Source organism: Nocardia sp. NPDC004604, assembly GCF_040609795.1.
In the GTDB taxonomy this organism is placed as follows: domain Bacteria; phylum Actinomycetota; class Actinomycetes; order Mycobacteriales; family Mycobacteriaceae; genus Nocardia.
Genome location: NZ_JBEXLC010000003.1, coordinates 85,539 through 107,050 on the forward strand (window position 1 = coordinate 85,539; position 21,512 = coordinate 107,050).

At 65.3% G+C, this 21,512-nt stretch carries 23 protein-coding genes; 16 read left to right on the plus strand and 7 right to left on the minus strand.

The genetic code is table 11. The annotated features are described in order from the left end of the window. Positions 1-53: 53 nt before the first annotated feature. Entirely contained in the window at positions 54-668 is a 615-nt protein-coding gene (locus tag ABZW16_RS02630) for a hypothetical protein (RefSeq protein WP_354951407.1), read from the minus strand. 966 nt (positions 669-1,634) lie between these two features. On the opposite strand from ABZW16_RS02630, the gene ABZW16_RS02635 reads away from it, so the two are divergent. The 11 genes from ABZW16_RS02635 to ABZW16_RS02685 all read left to right on the plus strand — a co-directional run bounded on the left by ABZW16_RS02635 (position 1,635) and on the right by ABZW16_RS02685 (position 10,318). After that, positions 1,635-2,024, plus strand: coding sequence for a TcmI family type II polyketide cyclase (locus tag ABZW16_RS02635; protein ID WP_354951409.1), 390 nt, complete (start codon positions 1,635-1,637; stop codon positions 2,022-2,024). A 1-nt stretch (position 2,025) separates the two neighbouring features. Further along, positions 2,026-2,283 (plus strand): acyl carrier protein, encoded by a 258-nt coding sequence (locus tag ABZW16_RS02640; protein WP_354951411.1) that lies wholly within the window; start codon positions 2,026-2,028, stop codon positions 2,281-2,283. Then, entirely contained in the window at positions 2,283-3,200 is a 918-nt protein-coding gene (locus tag ABZW16_RS02645; protein WP_354951413.1) for a cupin domain-containing protein, read from the plus strand. The genes ABZW16_RS02640 and ABZW16_RS02645 overlap by 1 nt, the downstream gene beginning before the upstream one ends. Beyond that, positions 3,197-4,459, plus strand: a complete 1,263-nt coding sequence (locus tag ABZW16_RS02650; RefSeq protein WP_354951415.1) for a beta-ketoacyl-[acyl-carrier-protein] synthase family protein — start codon at positions 3,197-3,199, stop codon at positions 4,457-4,459. The genes ABZW16_RS02645 and ABZW16_RS02650 overlap by 4 nt, the downstream gene beginning before the upstream one ends. Then, positions 4,456-5,706, plus strand: coding sequence for a beta-ketoacyl synthase N-terminal-like domain-containing protein (locus ABZW16_RS02655; protein WP_354951417.1), 1,251 nt, complete (start codon positions 4,456-4,458; stop codon positions 5,704-5,706). Before ABZW16_RS02650 ends, ABZW16_RS02655 begins: the two co-directional genes overlap by 4 nt. Further along, on the plus strand, positions 5,703-6,533 hold the full coding sequence (locus ABZW16_RS02660; RefSeq protein ID WP_354951419.1) for an SDR family NAD(P)-dependent oxidoreductase: 831 nt from the start codon (positions 5,703-5,705) through the stop codon (positions 6,531-6,533). Before ABZW16_RS02655 ends, ABZW16_RS02660 begins: the two co-directional genes overlap by 4 nt. A 2-nt stretch (positions 6,534-6,535) precedes the next feature. After that, entirely contained in the window at positions 6,536-6,862 is a 327-nt protein-coding gene (locus tag ABZW16_RS02665; protein ID WP_354951421.1) for a hypothetical protein, read from the plus strand. Then, positions 6,859-7,215 (plus strand): antibiotic biosynthesis monooxygenase, encoded by a 357-nt coding sequence (locus ABZW16_RS02670; RefSeq protein WP_354951423.1) that lies wholly within the window; start codon positions 6,859-6,861, stop codon positions 7,213-7,215. Before ABZW16_RS02665 ends, ABZW16_RS02670 begins: the two co-directional genes overlap by 4 nt. Next, positions 7,212-7,451 (plus strand): hypothetical protein, encoded by a 240-nt coding sequence (locus ABZW16_RS02675; RefSeq protein ID WP_354951425.1) that lies wholly within the window; start codon positions 7,212-7,214, stop codon positions 7,449-7,451. Before ABZW16_RS02670 ends, ABZW16_RS02675 begins: the two co-directional genes overlap by 4 nt. A 69-nt stretch (positions 7,452-7,520) precedes the next feature. Further along, positions 7,521-8,474, plus strand: coding sequence for an SAM-dependent methyltransferase (locus ABZW16_RS02680; RefSeq protein ID WP_354951427.1), 954 nt, complete (start codon positions 7,521-7,523; stop codon positions 8,472-8,474). Between the two features lie 47 nt (positions 8,475-8,521). Further along, on the plus strand, positions 8,522-10,318 hold the full coding sequence (locus ABZW16_RS02685; RefSeq protein WP_354951429.1) for an MFS transporter: 1,797 nt from the start codon (positions 8,522-8,524) through the stop codon (positions 10,316-10,318). A 21-nt stretch (positions 10,319-10,339) separates the two neighbouring features. Here ABZW16_RS02685 and ABZW16_RS02690 read toward each other — a convergent pair whose 3' ends face one another. Continuing rightward, complete coding sequence (locus ABZW16_RS02690) at positions 10,340-10,849, minus strand: MarR family winged helix-turn-helix transcriptional regulator (RefSeq protein WP_354951431.1); 510 nt, start codon at positions 10,847-10,849, stop codon at positions 10,340-10,342. A 69-nt stretch (positions 10,850-10,918) separates the two neighbouring features. Between ABZW16_RS02690 and ABZW16_RS02695 the strand changes: the two genes are divergently transcribed. From ABZW16_RS02695 to ABZW16_RS02705, 3 genes are all read left to right on the plus strand, one after another. Beyond that, positions 10,919-11,743 (plus strand): SGNH/GDSL hydrolase family protein, encoded by an 825-nt coding sequence (locus ABZW16_RS02695; protein ID WP_354951605.1) that lies wholly within the window; start codon positions 10,919-10,921, stop codon positions 11,741-11,743. Positions 11,744-11,782: 39 nt separating this feature from the next. Further along, positions 11,783-12,475, plus strand: a complete 693-nt coding sequence (locus ABZW16_RS02700; protein ID WP_354951433.1) for a hypothetical protein — start codon at positions 11,783-11,785, stop codon at positions 12,473-12,475. Positions 12,476-12,716: 241 nt separating this feature from the next. Beyond that, on the plus strand, positions 12,717-13,535 hold the full coding sequence (locus ABZW16_RS02705) for an SAM-dependent methyltransferase (protein WP_354951435.1): 819 nt from the start codon (positions 12,717-12,719) through the stop codon (positions 13,533-13,535). Between the two features lie 42 nt (positions 13,536-13,577). Here the strand turns inward: ABZW16_RS02705 and ABZW16_RS02710 are convergent, their stop codons facing one another. Further along, entirely contained in the window at positions 13,578-14,549 is a 972-nt protein-coding gene (locus tag ABZW16_RS02710) for a hypothetical protein (RefSeq protein WP_354951437.1), read from the minus strand. Positions 14,550-15,073: 524 nt separating this feature from the next. On the opposite strand from ABZW16_RS02710, the gene ABZW16_RS02715 reads away from it, so the two are divergent. After that, on the plus strand, positions 15,074-16,090 hold the full coding sequence (locus ABZW16_RS02715; protein ID WP_354951439.1) for an alpha/beta fold hydrolase: 1,017 nt from the start codon (positions 15,074-15,076) through the stop codon (positions 16,088-16,090). Positions 16,091-16,111: 21 nt separating this feature from the next. Here the strand turns inward: ABZW16_RS02715 and ABZW16_RS02720 are convergent, their stop codons facing one another. Then, the gene (locus ABZW16_RS02720) at positions 16,112-16,822 is read right to left on the minus strand and encodes a hypothetical protein (protein WP_354951441.1); all 711 of its coding nucleotides are present in this window, start codon (positions 16,820-16,822) and stop codon (positions 16,112-16,114) included. A 362-nt stretch (positions 16,823-17,184) separates the two neighbouring features. Continuing rightward, the gene (locus ABZW16_RS02725; RefSeq protein ID WP_354951442.1) at positions 17,185-17,835 is read right to left on the minus strand and encodes a TetR/AcrR family transcriptional regulator C-terminal domain-containing protein; all 651 of its coding nucleotides are present in this window, start codon (positions 17,833-17,835) and stop codon (positions 17,185-17,187) included. 123 nt (positions 17,836-17,958) lie between these two features. On the opposite strand from ABZW16_RS02725, the gene ABZW16_RS02730 reads away from it, so the two are divergent. After that, positions 17,959-19,443, plus strand: a complete 1,485-nt coding sequence (locus ABZW16_RS02730; RefSeq protein WP_354951444.1) for a long-chain fatty acid--CoA ligase — start codon at positions 17,959-17,961, stop codon at positions 19,441-19,443. 155 nt (positions 19,444-19,598) lie between these two features. On the opposite strand, the gene ABZW16_RS02735 is transcribed toward ABZW16_RS02730, so the two are convergent. Further along, positions 19,599-19,790, minus strand: a complete 192-nt coding sequence (locus tag ABZW16_RS02735; RefSeq protein ID WP_354951446.1) for an acyl-CoA carboxylase subunit epsilon — start codon at positions 19,788-19,790, stop codon at positions 19,599-19,601. A gap of 11 nt (positions 19,791-19,801) precedes the next feature. Beyond that, positions 19,802-21,424, minus strand: coding sequence for an acyl-CoA carboxylase subunit beta (locus ABZW16_RS02740; RefSeq protein ID WP_354951448.1), 1,623 nt, complete (start codon positions 21,422-21,424; stop codon positions 19,802-19,804). Positions 21,425-21,512 lie beyond the last annotated feature (88 nt).

The following is a 21,512-nucleotide window of genomic DNA, read 5'->3' on the forward strand; positions in this document are numbered from 1 at the left end:
CGTCTATTTCGGTGAGGTGTGGGCGAACCGAATCCATCGGTTCGCCCGTCCGCTCACGGGAGGGGCGTGGTGATGCCGACTACCACCCCGACCGATGCCCCGAGTGCCCCACCGAGCACGGCGGCAGGTCCGGCAATGGCGGCGGCGCCGACGGCCGCGCCGAGGAGCGGGCCGGCAACCAAGCCGGTCGGCATGAACGGGATACCGGCGACGAACCCGGCGGCCGCGCCGACCGCGCCAGCGGCCACCGCGACGGGCGCGAACACTCCCGCGGCGAGGCCCGCACCGATTGCCGCACCGACGCTCGCGTCCACGGCGGTGACGGAGCATCGGCGGGGATCCACCGGGATGTGCTCGCAGAACGCCTGGATCGGCTCCTGATCCACGGCCGGCGGCGCGTCCGGCGCGTCCACCGTCGCGATTCGGGTCCAGCTGTCGGCGGCGAGCGGATTCGCTGTGCCGAGAACACGATCGATGCGGTGCGTACCGATCGGCGACTGGCCGAGTAGAGCGAGCAGGGTCGGCGACGGGAAAGGATCTTGCCCGTGCTCATGGCGCGTCAGCGATAGCCGGTCCGCTGTCGTCGGTGACGTGGCAGGTGCCTGCGCAGTGTCATACGGGGATGCGCTGGCTACTCCGGTGCCGAGAACGACCGCAATCGGCAACATGCTCGCAATCAATATCGGACGCGATCGGCACCAACGACCGGCTTCCGGCATTCCGCACCTCCTGGACGTCTATCCCGACCTCGAGTATTTGTCGCACGTTGCGGCGCAGTCAGCTTAAGCGGCCGGGGCCGCCAGGGTAGGGAGAAATGCCGAATCCTGTGGGCATCTGGCAAATCTGTGGCTATGTCGAGTTTGCCGCGCTATCCAAATGCGCCGGATCGGTATCCCGCTGTGCTGGCCGGCCCGCCGTGCGCTGACGTCAGCCCGCCGAGTCGCGGTAGCGTCCGGAGCTTCCAGTCCTGTCGGCGCAGGAAGACATCGGCGATGGACAGCGAGCGCGCAGGCCTCTAGGGGTGTCGATGATGATGTCTTCGAGCGCGACGGCTCTGTCCTGCCGGGCTGGGGTTGCGATTATCAACCCCGTCATTGTCAACCATTACGCACAACTTCGAGATCAGTTGTGGGTCAAGATATCCCGCACACTGAGTACGTCCAGCGGCAAACGCAGTGCGGATTCGGGCGTTGTGCTCGGCGCTGGACTCCTGGGCAGCCCCGATCGGGCGCACGGCCGCTTCGCTTCTATAGAATATTGCAATTAGCAATATTGTTTCCGCATCCATTCTCGCGGCGGCGAATCGCGTGCAACTGCATCGTCGTTAACGCCATTTCGACGGTGTTCCACGATCGTTGCTACGAAAGTCGTGGAATCTTATCCCATCGTACAGCGCTACCTTGGTGTTGTTTATCGCAACCCAAAGGTGCTGGTTAAAGCACATCAAGGGTTGTGGATTACCGCCCGGCTCCGCCAGTAAAGTTCATGGCACGCCTCGATGTATTCCGGCGTCGAGCCCATTTACCCACGAATCCATATAGGAGAAGCTCTATGTTTATTCAACGTTGTAGCAACTGCGCTGCAATGGCGCGTGCGTCCGAGCGAGTCGTTTTCGGCAGGCGCGGGGTTTCGAAATGAATCGTTCGTTGATCATCGCTCGAGTACTTCCGCACGCTGCTTCCCGCGTTGCCGAGATCTTCGCCGAATCCGACGCGACGGATCTGCCGGCGATCGCAGGCGTCGCCCGGCGAGAGCTCTACGTCCTGGGTGATCTCTATGTGCACTTGCTGGAGACTGCGGAACCCAGCGCGGCCGCAATCGGTACGGCTCAGCAGCATCCGGAGTTCGCGCGCGTGAGCTCCCGGCTGGGTGAATTCATTTCACCCTACCTTGCGACATGGCAATCCCCGGCGGATGCGCGCGCCCACATGTTCTACAGCTGGACACCGCAAACCGGTCCCACGCTGGATATTCCGAACCGACCGGAGTCGGATGCCGACACAAAATGGAATGAGGAGAAGTAAAGTGTCCGCAACATTCACCATTGAAACCCTCCGCGCGATCCTGGACAAGCACGTCGGGGTCGATATCAGCCCACACGAGTTGCAGTCGGCAGACAGTTCGACAATGGCAGAACTCGGCGTAGATTCGCTTGCCGTCTTCGAGATCCAGAGTGTTGTGGAACGCGACTTCGATATCAGGTTGCCCGCTGAGCTGATCGACATGACCGGTGGCGAATTGGTCCGGTACGTCGAGCGTGCAGTGAACCTGGAGGTCGCGTGATGTCCGGCCACACAGAAAACACGATCCACATCGATGCCCCCCTCGACGTGGTGTGGAACTCGACCAACGACGTGCGAAGCTGGCCGGATCTGTTCTCCGAATACGCCGCCGTCGACGTTCTCGCACAGCACGCCGACACCGTCCGATTCCGGCTCACGATGCACCCGGACGAGGCGGGTCGAGTATGGAGCTGGGTCAGCGAACGAACCGTTGACCCGATCAACCGAACCGTTAACGCACATCGCGTGGAGACCGGACCGTTCGAGTACATGCGCATCCGCTGGCACTATGCCGAGTCCGGAGCGGGAACCCAAATGACCTGGGTTCAGGACTTTCACATGCGACCGGGTGCACCGCTCGACGACGCTGGCATGACCGACCGAATCAACACCAACAGCGTGATCCAGATGCAACTCATCAAGGAAAAGGTCGAACGGCGCCACGCCGTGGAATCCGGCGCCCAAGCTGCACCGCCGCAGCACGGCGACTCTGTCGGCGTGCCGAGCGTTCGACCCGGCCGCGTCGATGCTTCCGACCTTCCCGCTGACCGCCGCCGGGGAGGTGAGATCAGGACTGTGCTGAGCCCGAAAACCGTCGGTAGCACGTCCGGGTTCACCGGCGTTGCCACATTGGCGGCGGGCGAGCGCATCGCCGAGCACTACCACCCATATTCGGAGGAGTTTCTGTACTGCGTACAGGGGGTCCTCGCCGTCGACCTCGACGGCGAGGAGTGGTCGGTGACAGCGGGGCAGGGACTGTTCATCCCGATCGGTGTCCGGCACCGGTTGCGCAATGTCGGGACCGAGACCGCGAGCGTCGTCTTCCATCTCGGACCACTCGCCCCACGACCCGAACTCGGCCACGTGGACACCGAACCGTCGGAGCGTGCCCCGGTGACAGCGGAGAGAGCTCGATGACCCGGGTCGCCGTCACGGGGATCGGGGTCGTCGCTCCAGGCGGAATCGGACGCAGGTCGTTCTGGGACTGTTTGTCGTCCGGGCGAACAGCGACCCGTCGGATCAGTTCCTTTGATCCGACGGGGTTTCGCTCCCAGGTGGCGGCGGAATGCGATTTCGATCCGCAGGCATACGGGTTGTCGCCCAGGCAGGCGCGCCGCTGTGATCGGATGACTCAGTTCGCGCTCGTTGCCGCCCGCGAGGCGATGGCGGACAGCGGTCTGGAGTTGTCCGACGCCGCGCGTGAGGTGTTCGGGGTGTCGCTGGGCTCGGCGGTCGGAGCCACCATCACCCTGGAGAACGAGTACGTGATCGCCAGTGACGGTGGCCGGGAATGGCTGGTCGACGAGGGGTCCGTGCTGCCCCACATGTATCAGGCCCTCATCCCCAGCAGCATGGCCGCCGAGGTTTCGGCGTTGTACGAGTTGCACGGTCCGGCAGCGGTCATCTCGACGGGCTGCACATCCGGGATCGACTCGATCGGTTACGGACTTCACATGATCGAAGACGGTGACGCCGACTTCGTTCTTGCCGGCGCATCGGACGCGCCTATTTCACCGATCTCCGTCGCCGCGTTCGACGCGATCCGGGCGACCACCGATGACAACGATGATCCCGCGCACGCGTCCCGCCCCTTCGATATGACGCGGGCCGGATTCGTGCTCGGGGAAGGTGCGGCGGTGCTGATGTTGGAGAAGCTCGAACACGCCCTGGACCGGGGTGCCCACATCTACTGCGAGATCGGCGGGTATGCCTCGCGCTGCAACGGCTTCCACATGACCGGACTCCGCCCGGACGGGCTCGAGATGAGCATTGCCATCCGGGCCGCGATGGACCAAGCCCGGCTCGATCCCGACGCGATCGGATACATCAGCGCACACGGTTCGGGCACGAAGCAAAATGACCGCCATGAAACGGCCGCCTTCAAAAAGGCGCTCGGTGCGGCCGCGTACGAGGTGCCGATCAGCTCGATCAAGTCGATGGTCGGGCATTCGCTCGGGGCGATCGGCTCGATCGAAATGGCGGCCTGCGCATTGGCGATCGACACCGGCGTGATACCGCCGACCGCCAACTGGAGTAACCGAGACCCCGAGTGCGACCTGGACTACGTCCCGAACATCGCGCGCAACGCTGCCGTCGACACGGCGTTGTCGGTCGGCAGTGGGTTCGGCGGTTTCCAGTCCGCGATGGTCTTCACCCGTCCGGAGGAGTTGCGATGACCCGCCGAGCGGTGATCACCGGGATCGGCATTGTCGCCCCGAGCGGCACGTCGGCGAGCGAGCACTGGAAAACCGTTATGGCAGGTGAGAACCGGATCGCACCGATCACCCACTTCGACGCCTCCGGGTATTCGACCACGCTGGCCGGAGAGGTCCGCGACTTCGTGCCGGAGCTACACATGGACCGCCGTCTGATCGTGCAGACCGACCGGTGGACGTGGATGTCGATGGCGGCGACAACGCAGGCCTTGGCGGATGCGGAGCTCGATCCGTCCAGCCTGGATCCGTACCAGATGTCGGTCGCGTTGGCGAGCTCGTCCGGCGGAAATCACTTCGGCCAGCAGGAGCTGCAGCGGCTGTGGTCGGGAGAGAAACGCACCGTCGGCACCTATCAATCGATCGCCTGGTTTTATGCGGCAAGCGTTGGGCAAACCTCGATTCTGCATCAGATGAAAGGTCCGTCGAGCGTCCTCGTCTCGGAAGCGGCGGGCGGCCTGGACAGCCTCGGATACGCAGCTCGTGCCATCCGTCGCGGAACCGACGTCGTCCTGGCCGGCGGTACCGAGGCGCCGCTGGGTCCCTACGCGCTTACCTGCTTGCAGCGCAGCGGATGGCTGAGCCGGCAAAAGGACCCCGCACGCGGATATCTCCCCTTCGATGTCGCTGCCGCCGGATATGTCCCCGGCGAGGGCGGTGCCATCTTCGTTGTGGAGGAAGAGCAGCACGCGCTGCGGCGCGGCGCACCGTATGTGTACGCGGAGGTCGCAGGGTATGCCGCCAACCACGACGGACGTACCTCCCACCCCTGCGGCGACATGACCGGCGAGCAGCCATCGAATTACCTTGCCGCCGCATTACGGGGAGCGCTGCGGCGTGCGCAGACCTCGCCGGGGCGAACAGATGTCCTGTTCGCCGACTCAGCCGGTGTGCCAGCTGCCGACCGGGCCGAAGCCAACGCGATCCGCGCCGTCTTCCCCGACGGGGTGCCGGTCACCGGTCAGAAAGGACTGCTGGGCAGAGCCGCCCATGGCAGTTCCGCGCTCGACGTTGCCACCGCCGTGCTGGCAATGCGGGAGCAAACCTTGCCAGCGTTCGGGGCGTTGGTCAATCCGGCCCCTGGATGCGAACTCGATTTCATCGCCGCTCCGCAACGAGCGGCCGTCCATGTCGCCGCCGTCGCCGCACGCGGATACGACGGCTTCAACAGTGCGTTGATTCTGCGCCGACCCCAAGGAGTCCGACAGTGAACGACAACGAGAACACCCGCGCCAGTCGGCTCGGATGCGCTGTGCGACAGCGCGAGCATCCGACAACCGACGACCCCCCAGCCGTGCAGCAGACGCAGCTGAACCTGCGACTGACCGGCAAGACCGCGATCGTCACCGGCGGCACCCGCGGCATCGGCCTTGGCATCGTCCGCGCGTTGGCCGCACAAGGCGCACAAGTGACAGCGATCGGCAGCAAACCCAGCGACGCCGCCGCCGATCTCGCACGCGAACTGGACGAGGCCACCGCACCCGGCCGCGTGTGCTTCGCAAACGTCGCCGACCCTGCGGAAGTCGCCGCCATCGTCGAGACTGCCCCGGCCACCGTCGACATCGTCGTCAACAACGCAGGGGTCGTGTCGAATACGCCACTGCTGAAGATGGATCCGGCTGAATGGCACCGCGTCGTCGACACCAATTTGACCGGGATGTACCTGATGGTGCGCGCGCTTCTGCCCCGCCTCGGCGAGTCCGCGTCGATCATCAACATCTCCTCCGCCGTCGCGAATGTCGGAATGCCCAACCGGACGCACTACACCGCGTCCAAAGCCGGCGTGCACGGCCTGACTCGCTCGCTGTGTAAGGAGCTGGGTCCACAGGGCATCCGCGTCAATACCGTCGCCCCGGGAATCATCGAAACCGACCAGATCATCGGTCTGGCCGAACCGCAGAAACAGCGCTACGCAGCCCTGGCGGCCCTCGGCCGTCTCGGCCGCCCCGGCGACGTCGCCGGCGCCGTGCTGTTCCTCGCCAGCGAACTCGCACAGTTCGTCAACGGCATCTGCCTCAACGTCGACGGAGGAATCTGACGATGACCGCCTTGCGCGCCACCATTACCATGACCGTCGCCAGACGCGACGCTACCCGCCTGCTCGAGGGCCTACGGCCGGTGTTCGCCTTGGCCGCACAGTCCCCGGGTTTCCGCCAGCAGCGCATCACCCGAGCCGTATCCGCGGACCCGGACATGTGCGTTTTCGTCGTCACCAGCGACTGGGCCGATGAGGGCTGCTTCCATGCCTTCGAACGCAGCCGCAAACAGGACGTCGCCACCGCTGCGTTGCGTGCCGTCCGCACCAGCAGCGATATGCAACTGAGCATGGTGAACGAACCGGCCCGTACCGGCCAGGTGATCGCATGACCGCGCGAGTGATGGTCCGAGCCCGCATACGGGCGGGCGAGGAAGCAGCATTCGAAGCCGCATATGCGCAGGTCACTGCGCAGGTGGCGGGTACGCCAGGTCATATTCGTGACGAGCTGCTGCGGCCGTGCGCCGACGACGACCACTACATCCTGCTGTCCGAATGGACCGACGAAGAGGCGTTCCTCGCCTGGGAAGACGCCCCGATCCATCGGCAGACCACCACCCCCATGCGTCCGTACTGGGCGGGGCGAGTCCGCCGCGACATCCACATCGTCGCGCACTCCAGCACCGCAAACACCCCCTCGCCCACGAAAACCGCCACGCCGGCGCCGGAAGGGGAACTCCCGTGACCGCGAACGCCCCGCCCGACACGCTCATCGAAACCGCCGACCCGGACTCCTCCGACCCCCGCCCATCGACCTTCACTGTGCTGGGCATCCTCGTCCGCGCACTGCAGTGGTTTCTCGACGGCTTATGCATTTACGGGCTCTCGCTGCACGGCTACAGCCGCGAGCAGGTCTCGGCCGCCGACTACAGCACCGGGGTCGCGTCATCGTTTGATCACGGTCCCGGTGGCACGCCATGACGAATTCCTCGCCGCCGACGACAGCATCCCCGCCCATCACACCAGTAACCCGACCCTGATTGGAGAAAAGTGAGCACCACGCGCAACGACAACGATTCCTGGGACATCAAGACAAGCGTCGGCGCCACGGCGCTGTTCGTCGCAGCAGCCCGCGGCTTGGCAGCTCGGCACCCGCAGGCACTGGCCGTCGACGAGTTCGCCGAAGTGTTCTGTCGCGCCGCAGGCGACGAATGGGCCGAGCTGTTCACCGCCGACCCGGAACTGACGAAGCAACATCCGCTGCGCTCGGCCGACTTCGGACCGCTGTTTCAAGCTTTCCAAGCCGGACGCACCCGGTACTTCGACGATTATCTGCGCTCCGCCACCGAGGCGGGTGTGCGTCAAGTCGTCGTCCTCGCCGCCGGACTCGACTCCCGCGCGTACCGGCTGCCCTGGCCGGACGGCACGGTCATCTATGAACTCGACCGCCAGCCGGTCCTCGAATTCAAACGCGCCGTGCTCGACGACGCCGACGCGACGACAACCGCCGAACGTCACGAAGTCGCCGTCGATCTGCGCGACGACTGGGCAACTGCCCTGCGCGACAACGGCTTCGACCCATCGCTACCGACCGCATGGCTGGTCGAAGGTCTCGTCATCTACCTCACCCCCGCCGCCCAAGATCAACTGTTCGACACCCTGAACGCACTGTCCGCTCCCGGCAGCTGGCTGGGCATCGAGGAAATGGGCACGATCGATTCTGGCGTCTTTTCCGCCATGACCACGTCATCCACCGACCCGGACAGCTACGACCGCGGTGCGGGCGCACGCTGGGCCGGGCTCATCTACAACGATCGCAAAACCCAAGCGGTGCAATCGTTCACACCGCAGGGCTGGACCGGCGCCGCTATCGGCCTGGTCGACTACCTGCAATCCCACGGCCGCACCGTCCCCGGCGGCGGCGAGGCGGTGGGGCACTTCAACCCGTCCCTGATGAGCCTCGCGACCATGCGGAAGCCGACATCGGCCAACGCTCGGCCCTGACCGAAACCATCCGGGCTACTGCACTTTCAATGATGGGAGGGCCATAGATGGTGTGGCAGTGGAGTTGTCCGCCGATATCCCAGCGGCGTTCGACGTCGCAGGAGCGCCGACGCTGGATCGCGCTCGCCGTCGTCCTCGTCGCGGGGTTCATGGACCTGCTCGACACCACCATCGTCAACGTCGCGGTACCGAGTATCCAACGTGACCTTGGGGCGCAATATGCACAGCTCGAATGGATCGTCGCGGGATACGTGCTGGCGTTCGCCGTAGTCCTCATCACCAGTGGCAGGCTCGGCGATATCTACGGCCGCCGCCGGTTGTTCCTGACCGGAGTCGCCGGGTTCACCATCGCCTCAGCGCTGTGCGGCATCGCCTGCAGCCCGGGCATGCTCATCGTCTCGCGGTTTCTTCAGGGAGGCACCGCCGGACTGATGGTGCCGCAGATCCTCGCATTCATCCACGTCACCTTCCCGCCCAACGAGCGGGGCAGGGTTCTCGGCATCTTCGGTGCCATCGTCGGATCGGCGGCGGTCGTCGGGCCGACCTTCGGTGGTGTCCTCGTCGACTGGAATGCGTTCGGCCTCGACTGGCGGCCGATCTTTCTGGTCAATGTCCCGGTCGGTATCGGCGCTATCGCCGCGGCCCTGTTCGCGATGCGCGAATCGAAGTCCGCGACCGCTGCGAAGCTCGACCTCGTCGGCGCCGGGCTCGTCACGGCCGCGATCGCGATGCTGGTCTACCCGCTTATGGAAGGCCGCCGATTCGGGTGGCCGGCATGGACTTTCGCGATGATGGCCGGTGCGGTTGCCGTGCTTGCCGTCCTTGTGGTCTACGAACATCGACGCGCCCGGACGATCGGTTCACCGCTGATAGTTCTCGGATTGTTTCGGGTGCGATCATTCACGATCGGTTGCGTGCTCTGGCTGATCTTTTGGATCGCGCTCGGCGGATTCTTCCTCGTCTGGACGCTCTACATGCAGCTCGGCCTCGGCTGGTCGCCACTGCGGGCCGGTCTGACCGCTGGCGCCTTCGCCGTAGGCGCTGCCGTGGCGGCAGCCATAGCTGTGGAGGTGCTGATACCCCGGTACGGGCGGCAAGTGCTGATGGCCGGAGCACTGCTGAACGCGGCGGGCTTCGCCAGCTGCGTGTGGGCCGAAGGGCGGTACGGCCCGGCGATCACGTCGTGGCAGTTGATTGCACCGCTTGCCATTTCGGGACTCGGCTTCGGCCTGATCGTCTCGCCGACCATCGACTTCGTGCTGGCTGCGGTCCCCAAAGACGATGCGGGGTCGGCGTCCGGCCTGGTGAACACCGCTCAGCAACTCGGCGTCGCGCTCGGCGTCGCGCTCGCCGGGGTGATCTTCTTCACCCAGCTCGACAGCGGTTCCGATCGCGGCGTCGATGCGGTCATACCCCGGGTCCGCACCGAACTCGCCGTGGCGGGCCTGGACGAGCAGGCGCAGGCGCGGATCATCTCTGGCTTGCGAGTTTGTGTGCAGGACAGATCGGCCAACACCAACCCCACCGAGACGCCCATGAGCTGCCGGGGCATCCAGGGCCGGGCCACACAACCCGGCGGGCGTGATCGGGTCACCGAAATCCTCAGCGAAGCGGGCGAAATGGCCAACGCGGAGAATTTTTCCCGCACGTTCGGGCTCACGCTGTGGTGGGCCGTGGGAATTCTCGCTGCCGTCTTTGCGGGATTGTTCGCGGTCCCTCGACGCGTAGGACAGCACAGTCCGCATCGGCCCGGGTTCGATGCGCACTGTGGCGCCACTCCAGTCGACCAGAGCATCTGCGGGGCGGCACGCGTCGATGCCTGGTCGGGGCGGATGTCCTCCTAGCTTCGTCGGACGACGGTTCGGCTACGTATCGCTCGGGGGGAGCGAGGTTCGGCGATAGCCGGGGTGGACGCCCGGTTTCAGGTGCTGCTGGTCGGCGATGCGATTGAGCAGGGTTGCCAATTGTTCGTATTCGGCGTCGTTCAGGCTTGCGCAGATATCGGCTTCGTGCGCCTGGCCGAGCTGCCATACCTGGCCCATCAGCTGCTGTGCCTTCGGGGTGAGGTGCAGTTCGTGATTGCGGCGGTCGGTGGCGCCGCGGCGGCGTTCTACCAGGCCCTTGCGGTCGAGGTGGTCGATCAGGGTGACGATGCGGCTCGGGACGACGCCGAGTTCGGCGGACAGTGACCGCTGACTGCGTCCGGGCTGGGTGGCGATCATGCGCAGCAGTCCGATATCGGGCGGGGTCAGGTCCAGATCGCTGATGAGTTCGGCGAATCGCTGTGCCGCGTGCGCGCCCAACTGCGTGAGCAGGTAGGTCACTGCCCGTGTGCGTGGCGGGGGCTGCGCATCCCCTTGCTCGGCTTCGCTCACCACGCTATCGTACACACCGCAGCATCGTTCACTTCAGTGAACGATTCACCTAAGAGAATTGAGTTGATCGTGCATGTCGAGCTGATCGAGAAGCTGATCCGGTTCCAGCGGCCCGAGCGGGCGTTGCCGTATGTGAACGGGCTCGATGACATCCGCATCGCGGGCCTGTTCGGCCTGGGGCCGGCCGAGTACACGCGACTGTGCGCCGGATTCGACGAACAGACCCGAGCCGCGGCCACCGAACTCCTGGCCGATGCCGAAGTGGCCGATGCGGTGGACCGGCTCCCATTCGAGCCGGGGCAGCACGTCGTCGCCATCGGGGAGAGCACGACGGCGGATCGGCTGTCCTGGTTCGAGATAGTGCGGGCGCTGCTGGCCATCCGCCGTCCGGAGGACGGCATCCGACTCAGCAATCTGGCCGTATCCGGTTGCACCACCACACAGGCGCTCACCGGACTGGCCACGCTGGTCGGTCAGCGGCCCGACTGGGTGCTGTGCCAACTCGGCGCGAACGATGCCCAGCGTCTCGGCGGGCCCGACGGACCCCGGCTGGTGAGCATGTCGGAAACGACCCGCAATCTGCTACTGCTGCGCGAATCGACGCTGCGTGTCACCGGTGCACGCTGGTTGTGGCTCACACCGGCCGCGGTGGACGAGGGCAGGTCGGCCGCGTTCCCGCACTTTCAGCGGGCCGGAATCGGTTGGCGCACTTCCGATATGGCCGAGACCGCCCAGACGCTCATCGATCAGTCGGAACCGACCGTGGATGTGTTCGCGATAACCGCTCCCGCCTCGGGCTTCGACGGGCACCTCGATGACGGTGTCCACCTGACCATCTCCGGCCAACAGGAGATCGGTGCGGCGGTCGTCGTCACGCTGGCCCAGCTGTCCTGAACCGATATCCCGGCTTCGCATCACTAGAAAAGGTCAAGCATGCGCGTCACCACATTCATCCTCACCTGCACACTCGCCGCCGCCACTGCCGTGGGCACCGCCACCGCCCAAACCCCGGAAGAGATCGACGGCGTTGTCTTCACCGCACGCGCGGTCGACGGCGCCAGTGTGATCGACATCGACTCGGGAACACTGTCATCGGACAACGATGTCTTCGAGATCAGGGCCGCCGACGGTGCGGTGGTCGCCGCGATGCCATTGCGGCTGCGGCTCGACGATTTCGAATTCCCCATCGCGGCAGCGATTTCCGAGCACAGCGCGACCTTGGTACCGCAATTCGATATGGCGCGCGCGGTCTATCGGCCGGTGGCGCTGCCCTTCGAGGATCAAGCGCCGTTTCGATCGGAATACGAGCGCGAGGTCGCGGCCTGGAATCGGATGAGCAGCACCATCGCCATGGGGGCCCTTGTCGGCACGGTGGTCGGTGGCCTCGGCGGCGCGGCCGTGGGCTGTGTGCTCGGCGGGGCGGCCGGTGCGGCGGCCGCCAGCGCCACGATTATCGGGCTCTTCGGTCCGATCCTGCCCGCCGCCGCGGTCGGCTGTGTCGGTGGCGTCATCGCGGTCGGGGCGCTCGGCACCATTGCGGGTCAGCTCTTGGTCACCGCCCCGGTGATCGTCGCGGCCGCGATCCAGTACTTCACCACGATCAGTTCCCCACTCCCGGGGCGATGATCGGGTATCGGGGGTTCAGAACTCGACGCTCCCGCTGCCGCACCGTCACCCCGTGGAGGCAACCCGGGCAAATTGCCAGCACCGACCAGCACGCGGAAGGGGTGGCGGTGAGGTGGCCGAATGCCGTTGTAGCGCTATCATTTACGAATTCGCGTTGCCCGCACCGGTCGAACGAGGCCGGGCGGGGGACATCCCATATCGCCAGCGTATTTCCGCCGGACGGCAGGAAAGGCTTGTTACGATGATCGACGATATCGAGGGAGGTGCGGTGTCGGACGTCAAGCGGGTACCGGCGGGCGTCGATCCATCGAAGCCGAACTCGGCTCGGGTGTACAACTACCTGCTGGGTGGCAAGGACAATTATGAGGTGGACCAGATGCTGGCCCACCGCATGTTGCAGATAGCACCGGATACCAAAACGCTGGCCTGGCTGGTCCGCAAGTTCATGCTCCAGGGCGCGCAGCTGGCGGCCGATGCGGGCGTGCGTCAGTTCATCGATATCGGTGCCGGGATTCCGGCCTCACCCAGCCTGCACGAGGCGGTGCAGGCGATCGATGCGTCGTCGAAGGTGGTGGCCGTCGACTACGACGCGGTCGTGTTCGCGCACAACAACGCGCTGCTGGCCCGGCTGCCCGGGGTAACTCCGATGCTGGCCGATGTGCGCCGCCCGGACGACATCATCGAGCGGGTGCAATCCGAGGCGAAGATAGATTTCTCGCAACCGGTCGCCATCGTGCTGGTCGGCGTGCTGCATTACATCATGGACGATGAAAATCCGGCCGAGATCATCGCACGTTTCCACGAGACACTGGCGCCGGGTAGCTATTTCATCTTCACCCACGGGTCCGATGAAAGCGATCCGGACTTCATCGCGCAGTCGACCGCGCAAGCCGCCGGTAGCACGGCCCAGGTCCTTTACCGGTCGCGGGCCGAAGTGGCCAAGTACTTCGACGGTTTCGAAATGCTCGGGCCCGGCCTGGCACCGGTACAGGAGTGGCTCGACGGTGATACGCCGAAAACCGGGTTGGTGCTCATCGGCGGCGTCGGCCGCAAGAAGTAGTCCGGAATTTCCAGGGCCACAACGGCATTCGGGCTGGCCCGGTCACTCCGCCCCGGCGATGGCATCGGCGCGTGCCACCATCGCGTCGGCGATCTCCCGAGGTCTGCGGCCGAGTCCGCAGGCACTGGCGACGCCGTCGACCGGTCGGCCGAGTGCACTTTCTACCATGTGCAGCGTCTGCACCTGCTGCGCTTCGGTCGGAATATCGTGCACCAGACCGGCATAGAAGGCCGTGCCATCGCCCAGCCGCAGATCCTTCAGCGGCGCATAGAATTCCGGAAGTGTCGAAGGCGGCACATCACCCGCGGCGAGCGGTCCGTGCACGTACTCCAGCACGCGTCCCGACGGCCATTGCCGCGCAATGGAATTGGCCAGATCCACCAGCGGCCGAGTATCGTGCATACTGGCGCGGGATCTATTGTTCATGCTGCCGAGGCACAGGTGTACCCCGAATCGGGTGCCCGCCGGTGCCGCGGCGGCCAGCGCGGCAATGCCACGGCCGAGTCCGAGTGCCGCCTCGAACTGGCGGTGTACCGGTTGCGTTTTCGCCAGCAGCACCAGTTCGGCGGTCGCCTCCAATTGAATGACGACGTCGTCGCCGACCAGTTCGCGGATCGCCGCGATATCGCGCACGGAGGCGTGGGTGAATGCCTGCTTATGTGATCGTAGGCCGGTTGGGCCGAGGGCGATGAACGTCAGTGTGAAATCGGTCGGCATGCCCATTTGCAGTGAGAGGCCGGGCAGATCGCGTGCCTCGCGCAACTTCTGGAAGACCGGCAGCGCCTCCCGTGTCTCGCGGAGGTAGCCGAGATCCATCATGTCGCCGGTGAATTCGGCGCCGTGGGCGATGCGATGGATGGTGCGTTCCTGGCTGGTACGCCAGCTGCCGGGCTTGCGCACCTCCAATGCGCCCTGGGACACCAGATCCGTGATGATCGGCTGGACATAGAACTCGTAGCGGCTGGTCTCGCCGGTCGGCAGTGTACGTAGCCGGGGTCCCGCTCCGTCCAACATTGCCCGCATCGCATCGTCGGTACTCTCAGCCGGGTAGCTTCCAACAAAATGCACAGCTCGCGCGCTCACGTCCGGATTGTAGATCGCAAACGTCCCGCATTCGGTCTTACGTCCGGCATGTCCGTTGCGTCGGATCTGTCGCCGACGTCGGATCCGGCCGTTTCGCAGCAAACGAATCGCCTTGCGCGGTATCGGGATTCGCCAGAAAGTGGCAAGGATGGCACTGTCTTCTCGATCGCCGGCTAAGACACCGTGGACGATCCGGCCAACGCCATGCGCGCCGCCGACAGCGAATACCTGCCAGCCTGGTCGAGCTAGAGTGCCGCACAGGTACTGGAGGTGGTGGCGGGGCGATCGGTTCTGATCTTGTGCCGCAATGGAATCGGGGTGCCGCCCGCCATTTTCCATGACGCGTGCAGCAATTCTTGCGCGGCAGCGAGCTCGCGCTATAGCCTGCCTCACTGAACGGCTGATCAGCATGCCAGGCTGGCGATTTTCACATATCACCAAAGGGGGCGCGTCCCGTGCGAAGCTCGGTTCGGTCCATTGCCGCATTCGCGGCCGCAGCACTGCTCTGCCTCGCGCCGGGGGTGGCCGATGCCGACGATACCGCGGTGCCGGACGGTTGCCAGGCGGTCTCGTTCCCGGTGCCGCAGGGCAATCTGGCCGGGACGCTGTGCCTGCCGCAACAGCCGACCGATGTCGTCATGGTGCTGATGTCGGGCTCCAACTACAACGCCACCTATTGGGACTTCGCCTACCAGCCGGAGACCTACAGCTTCCGGCGGGCAATGAACCGTGCCGGTTTCGCGACGCTGACCATGGACCGGCTCGGCAATGGCGACAGCAGCCACCCCCCGGCCATGACGCTGACCGCCACCGCCACCGCGGACGCCCTGCACGAAATAGTCCAGTCGTTGCGGCGCGGGTTCGCTGGCGCGCAGCCCTTCGGCAAGGTCGTCACCGTCGGTCACTCACTGACCTCGGGTACCTCCGTCATCGAGGCGACCGCGCACAACGATGTCGACGGCGTACTGCTCACCGGCTATTCGCACACCCTCAATATCGCCGAGGTGCTCGGCGTTATCGCCACCTACTACCAGGCCATCCACGATCCCGTATTCGCTGGTCGCGGACTGGATTCGGGCTATCTCACGACCAGGCCCGGCACCCGGGCCAAGGATTTCTTCGGCCCGGATGCCGACCCGAAGGTGGTCGAGCTGGACGAGAAGACCAAGGAGGTCTTCTCGCTCTCCGAATATCCGGACGGCCTGACCTCCACGCTGCCCGGGATGTCCAGCCTCATCAAGGCGCCCGTAATGATCGCCAATGGCAGTGTGGACCGGTTGTCCTGCGGCCCCGCGTATTCGATCTGCCGGGACGCCACCACCCTGCTGGCCGCGGAGACCCCGTTCTTCGCCCCGGCGGCGAAGCTGCACACCTTCGTGCTGCCCGGCAGCGGACATTCGGTGAATCTCGCACCGAATACCGCTGCCTATCAGCGTGCCGTTGTCGACTGGGTGAATACGACCGTCAAGTGATGGTCGGCCCGAGTCGGGTTGTCAGGCAGTGATCTTCGCGCGATATGGCTGCGGCGTCGCGACCACGCGCACTGCGCTGATCGGCCGTTTGCGCAGTCCCATGGCTGCGGCGGCCAGCGCGGCGCCAAATGCGGAGAATGCACCGAGCGTCGCGCCGAGGTCGATTCCGGCACTGGCGATTCGATGTTCACCCATCCCGAGGTTCGAACTCATGTTATTGCCGAAGAGCCAGCTGAAAAGTCCGGCGTGAGTGGCGGATTCGGTGAGTCCGCGCAGTTCCGGCGCCTTGCTGTTGAGGTACAGCAGGGTGATGAGCACGAAGATCGCGGCCGCGCCGCTGGTGACCATGACCAGGCGGGACAGCGCCTGGCTGCGCACCCGGAAATACAGCACGACCGAGCAGACCGTGCCAGCGACCGCCATGGTGGTGAGGACGGCCCAGGCGCCGCTGATGCTCACCATGTCCGGCCCGTCCGATTGCCAACTGCTGCTGGTGAAGCCGTCGATGCGGCCGAAGGCATTGGCGCTGACCGTGCCGTTCGGTCCCGTTGCCGAAACCCAGGGCTGGAACAGTAGTAGAAAGGTCAGCAGACTCAGGCCCGCTGCGCACAGGTAGCCCCAGTCGGATCGTAGATCGAAACGTTGCGCGGTCAGTTCGCGAATGCGGTAGCGACTGTTCTCGGACCGGCCGAGCTGAACTTCATTGACTTGCCAAGGCGTTGCGTATGCCATTTCTAACCACACCTGCTGCGCTACTTCCTGATCGAGGGAGCGGGCACTGCGGGGCATGTCCTCCTGCGGGACCGAATAAAAGGAATTGGTCAGGACGACATCGTCCTGTTAACAGGAAGTTACGTTATGCCCCAACGCTCCGAAGGAGCAACGTGATCCCATGCACAGACAACGGCGCGAACTCGGCACCAAAAGCCCCGGTCCGAGCGCCGAACGGCCGCGTGGTTCCGGTGAATCCCGCTCTCTCGTAGGCGTTTTCGTGGCGGTTGCGCGACCTCGCAAACCGAGCCGGTGCGGCGCTGGTCAGTACGGCATCGGCGCACCGGTTGTGACCCGATCAACAGCTCCGGCAAGGGATTCCGCTACTGACTACTGAGTAGTAACTGGAATCGGCCCTCGAGTCCGTCCAATAGCGATTCGAGACCGACCTCGAATGCGACCTGATCGATGCGCTGCTGTCGGTCGGCGAGTAGGTGCGCCTCGTTCAGGTGTGGATATTCGTCGGCGTAGACCTCGGCATCGGCGGGGAAGCCGGCGGCAAATGAGCCGAGAGATGAGCCGGTGAGGAAGTAGCGCATCAGCGTGCCGACGGTTGTCGCCTCCCGGCGCGGCCAGTTCGCCGCAACCAGGCCGCCGAAGACGGCATCGGCCATGCGCAGCGCGTTGGGTCGATGGCCGGGTCCGCTCGCCAATGCCGGAACGATGTGCGGGTGTGCGGCGACGGCGGTCCGATACGAATGGGCCCAGCGTCGCAATGCCGATCGCCAGTCCGGATTGTCGGCCGACAGCTCGCCGAACATCGACGTGTCCACCTCGCCGAGCACGGAATCGACCACGGCGTCGATGAGTTCGTCCTTGGTGCCGACATGGTTGTACAGCGAGGGGCCCTGTACGCCGAGTTCGGCGGCGAGGCGGCGGGTCGAGAGGGCCGCCAGACCCTCCGCGTCGACAAGGGCCAGCGCGGTCTCGACGATGCGCTCATGGCTGAGCAGTGGTCGGCGGGGTCGGGCCATGTATCGCATTCTTGCAGGAGCCGCCGAAAAACTTGCGCTGCTAGTTTCAGTGCCCTACCGTTGGGTTGAAACTTGCGCTGCTAGTTTTTGGAGAGCGATGACGAGATTCACCGGGCGCGCGTTATGAACGCGACCCTGTCCCTGGCGAGCATCCTGGCCGAACAGGCGCGAAGGCGACCGGAGCGGATCGCACTGATCGAGGGCGCAGAGCGGATCACCTTCGCCGAGCTCTGGGAACGGGCGCGGCGTCAGGCCGCCGCCCTGATCGAGCTCGGTGTGCGCCCCGGCGACCGAGTGGCGCTCATGTGCCCCAATACCGCCGACTTTCCGGCCGCCTACTATGCGATTCTCGCCGCCGGGGCGGTGGTGGTTCCGGTGCATCTGCTGCTGACGGCGGGTGAGGTCGAACATGTGCTGCGCGACAGCGATGCTCGCCTGCTGGTATGTCATCCGTGGTTCGCGCAGGTGGGCGCGACGGCCGCCGCGGCGGCGCAGATACCCGGTGTCGAACCGAATTCCCTTGCCGGACAACCCATTGCGACCTTCGTAACGCGGCGGCCCGAGGATCCGGCGGTTGTGTTCTACACGAGTGGGACGACCGGTCGGCCGAAGGGCGCCGAGCTCAGTCACCTGAATATGGTGATGAACGCGACGGTGAATGCCTTCGACGCCAACGATGTGCGTAGCGATGATGTCGCGCTCGGTGCGCTGCCGCTGTTCCACGTCTTCGGTCAGTCGGTCTCGATGAACGCAACCTGGCGTGCCGGAGCGACCCTTGTGCTGCTGCCCCGATTCGATGCGGCCGAGGCCATTCGGCTGATGAAAGCCAGGGGCGTCAATACATTTCACGGCGTGCCGACGATGTATGTCGGTCTGATCGCCGCGGCGCGCGAGTCGGCGGAACCGCCGCGACTGCGACTGTGCATCTCGGGTGGCGCATCGCTGCCGCAGTCGGTGCTGGAGGCGTTCGAGGAGGTCTTCGGTGCGCCGGTTCTGGAAGGTTACGGGTTGTCGGAGACTTCGCCGACGGCGGCGGTGAACCAGCCCGATTTCGGGGCGCGGCCGGGGACGGTCGGACATTCGATCTGGGGTGTCGAGGTGGAGATCGCCGATCCGTCCGAATCGCAACGGATTGCGCTGCTGCCCACCGGTGCACTCGGCGAGGTGGTTATTCGCGGCCACAACGTCTTCAACGGGTATCTCGGGAAGCCGGAGATCACGGCCGCCGTCGTGGTCGACGGCTGGTTTCGCACCGGTGACCTGGGGGTCAAGGATGTCGACGGATACCTCACGATCGTCGACCGGATCAAGGACATGATCATCCGCGGCGGGTTCAATGTGTACCCGACCGAGGTCGAAGAGGCGCTACTGCGGCATCCCGATATTGCCGCGGTCGCGGTCATCGGTCTGCCGGATCACACCTATGGCGAAGAGGTCTGTGCGGTCGTCGTACCAGCTGGGCCGGTGAGCGCTGAAGCAGTGATCGCCTACGGGCGTGCGCATCTGGCCAAGCACAAGTATCCGCGGCGCGTCGAATTCGTCAGCGAACTTCCGCTCGGTCCCAGCCATAAGGTCCTCAAGCGCGAGCTAGTGCAGCAGTTCAGCTGAGGACCTTCGCGCGCTTACGCACAACAGCTGTGCGGTGAGAATTTCTCGACGGTCCGTCGCTGGACGCGACCAGTGAGCCGGTCACGCGGCAGGCGATCGCGTAGCGCCTTCAGCTCCGCCAGCACACGGCTATCGGCTGGCGAACTTTCGGGTGACTATGCGGCCCAGCTGTGCGGGACCACGAAGGCGGGGCGGCGTTCGGGGCGTAGCCACTGCACCGATGCCGGGCCGGGCGCGGGTGTAGGGGTGGGGCTGGCTCCGGCGATGATGGCCAGCAGGACGGTGGTGAGCGCGGCGAGTTCTTCGTCGGTCGGGTTGCCGCGCTCGATTTTCAGGAAGGTGGTCATCCGGACTGCTCCTACTGGGGTGGATTGCCGTGCTTGCGCATCGGGAGATCGGCATGCTTACTGCCGAGCATGGCCAGTGCGGCGATCAATGCGGGGCGGGTATCGGCGGGGTCGATGACGTCGTCGACTAGACCGCGTTCGGCCGCGTAGTACGGGTGGATCAGTTCGGTGCGGTATTCCTTGATCTTCTGGCGGCGGGCGGCGTCGGGATCGTCGGCGGCGGCGATCTCGCGCCGGAAGATGACATTCGCCGCGCCCTCGGCGCCCATGACCGCGATCTCATTGGTCGGCCAGGCCAGGGCCAGATCGGCGCCGATCGAGCGCGAGTCCATGACGATGTACGCGCCGCCGTACGCCTTGCGCAGCACGACCGAGATCCGCGCGACGGTGGCATTGCAATAGGCGTACAACAATTTCGCGCCGTGTCGGATGATGCCCTCGTGTTCCTGTGCGACGCCGGGCAGGAAGCCGGGCACGTCCACCAGCGTCACGATCGGGATATTGAACGCATCGCACAGCTGCACGAATCGCGCCGCCTTCTCCGATGCTTCGATATCGAGCACACCGGCCAGGACGCTGGGTTGGTTGGCGACGATCCCGACCACTCGACCGCCCAAACGCGCCAGCGCGCACACGATATTGGCCGCCCAGTGCTCGTGCACCTCGAACAGCACGCCGTCATCGACGATTTCCTCGATCACCGCGCGCATGTCGTAGGGCCGGTTGCTATCGGTCGGCACCAGGTCGTAGAGCGATTCGCTGCGCCGGTCGGCCGGGTCCTTACTGGCTTGCACCGGTGGCTGTTCGCGATTGTTCGACGGCAGCAGCGATAGCAGGAATCGCACGTCGTTCAGGCAGTTCGCCTCGTCGTCGTACAGGAAATGCGCGACCCCGGAGGTCTGCGCGTGCACATCGGCGCCGCCGAGATCCTCCATGGTGATGGTCTCGCCGGTTACCGCGGTCACCACCTCGGGTCCGGTGATGAACATCTGGGCGGTGCCGCGCACCATGAAGACGAAATCGGTCAGCGCCGGACTGTAGGCGGCACCGCCCGCGCACGGTCCGAGCATCACACTGATCTGCGGGATGATGCCGGAAGCGCGGGTATTGCGCCGGAAGATACCGCCGTATCCGGCCAGCGCGGTCACCCCCTCCTGGATCCGCGCGCCCGCACCGTCATTGAGGCTGACCAGGGGCGCGCCCGCCGTGACGGCCAGATCCATCACCTTGTGGATCTTGTGCGCGTGCGCCTCGCCGAGTGATCCGCCGAAGATCCGGAAGTCGTGCGCGTAGACGAAGACGCGGCGCCCCTCCACGGTGCCCCACCCGGTGACGACGCCGTCACCCGGCGGGTGCTTGCGATCCATGCCGAAGCCGGTGGCCCGGTGCGTGCGCAGGCCCTCGATTTCGACGAAGGAATCCGGATCGAGCAGGGTCTCGATCCGCTCATAGGCGGTCTGCTTACCGCGTGCGTGCTGGCGTTCGGTCGCCGCCGGATCGGATCCGATCACGGCGGCACGTTTGCGTTCGGCGAGTTCTTCGACGTGACCGCGCATCGAATTGATGCTCGGCGCCCGGGCGCCGACGGGGTCGGCGTCCGGTGCGTCGGCGGCGTTCGGTGGTTCGCTGATCATCAACTGCTCTCGCCTTGTTTGTGCGGCTTCTGCATAGTTGATCGCGATCCGGCGTCGAAACGTTTTCGTGCACCGATCGAACTGAGAT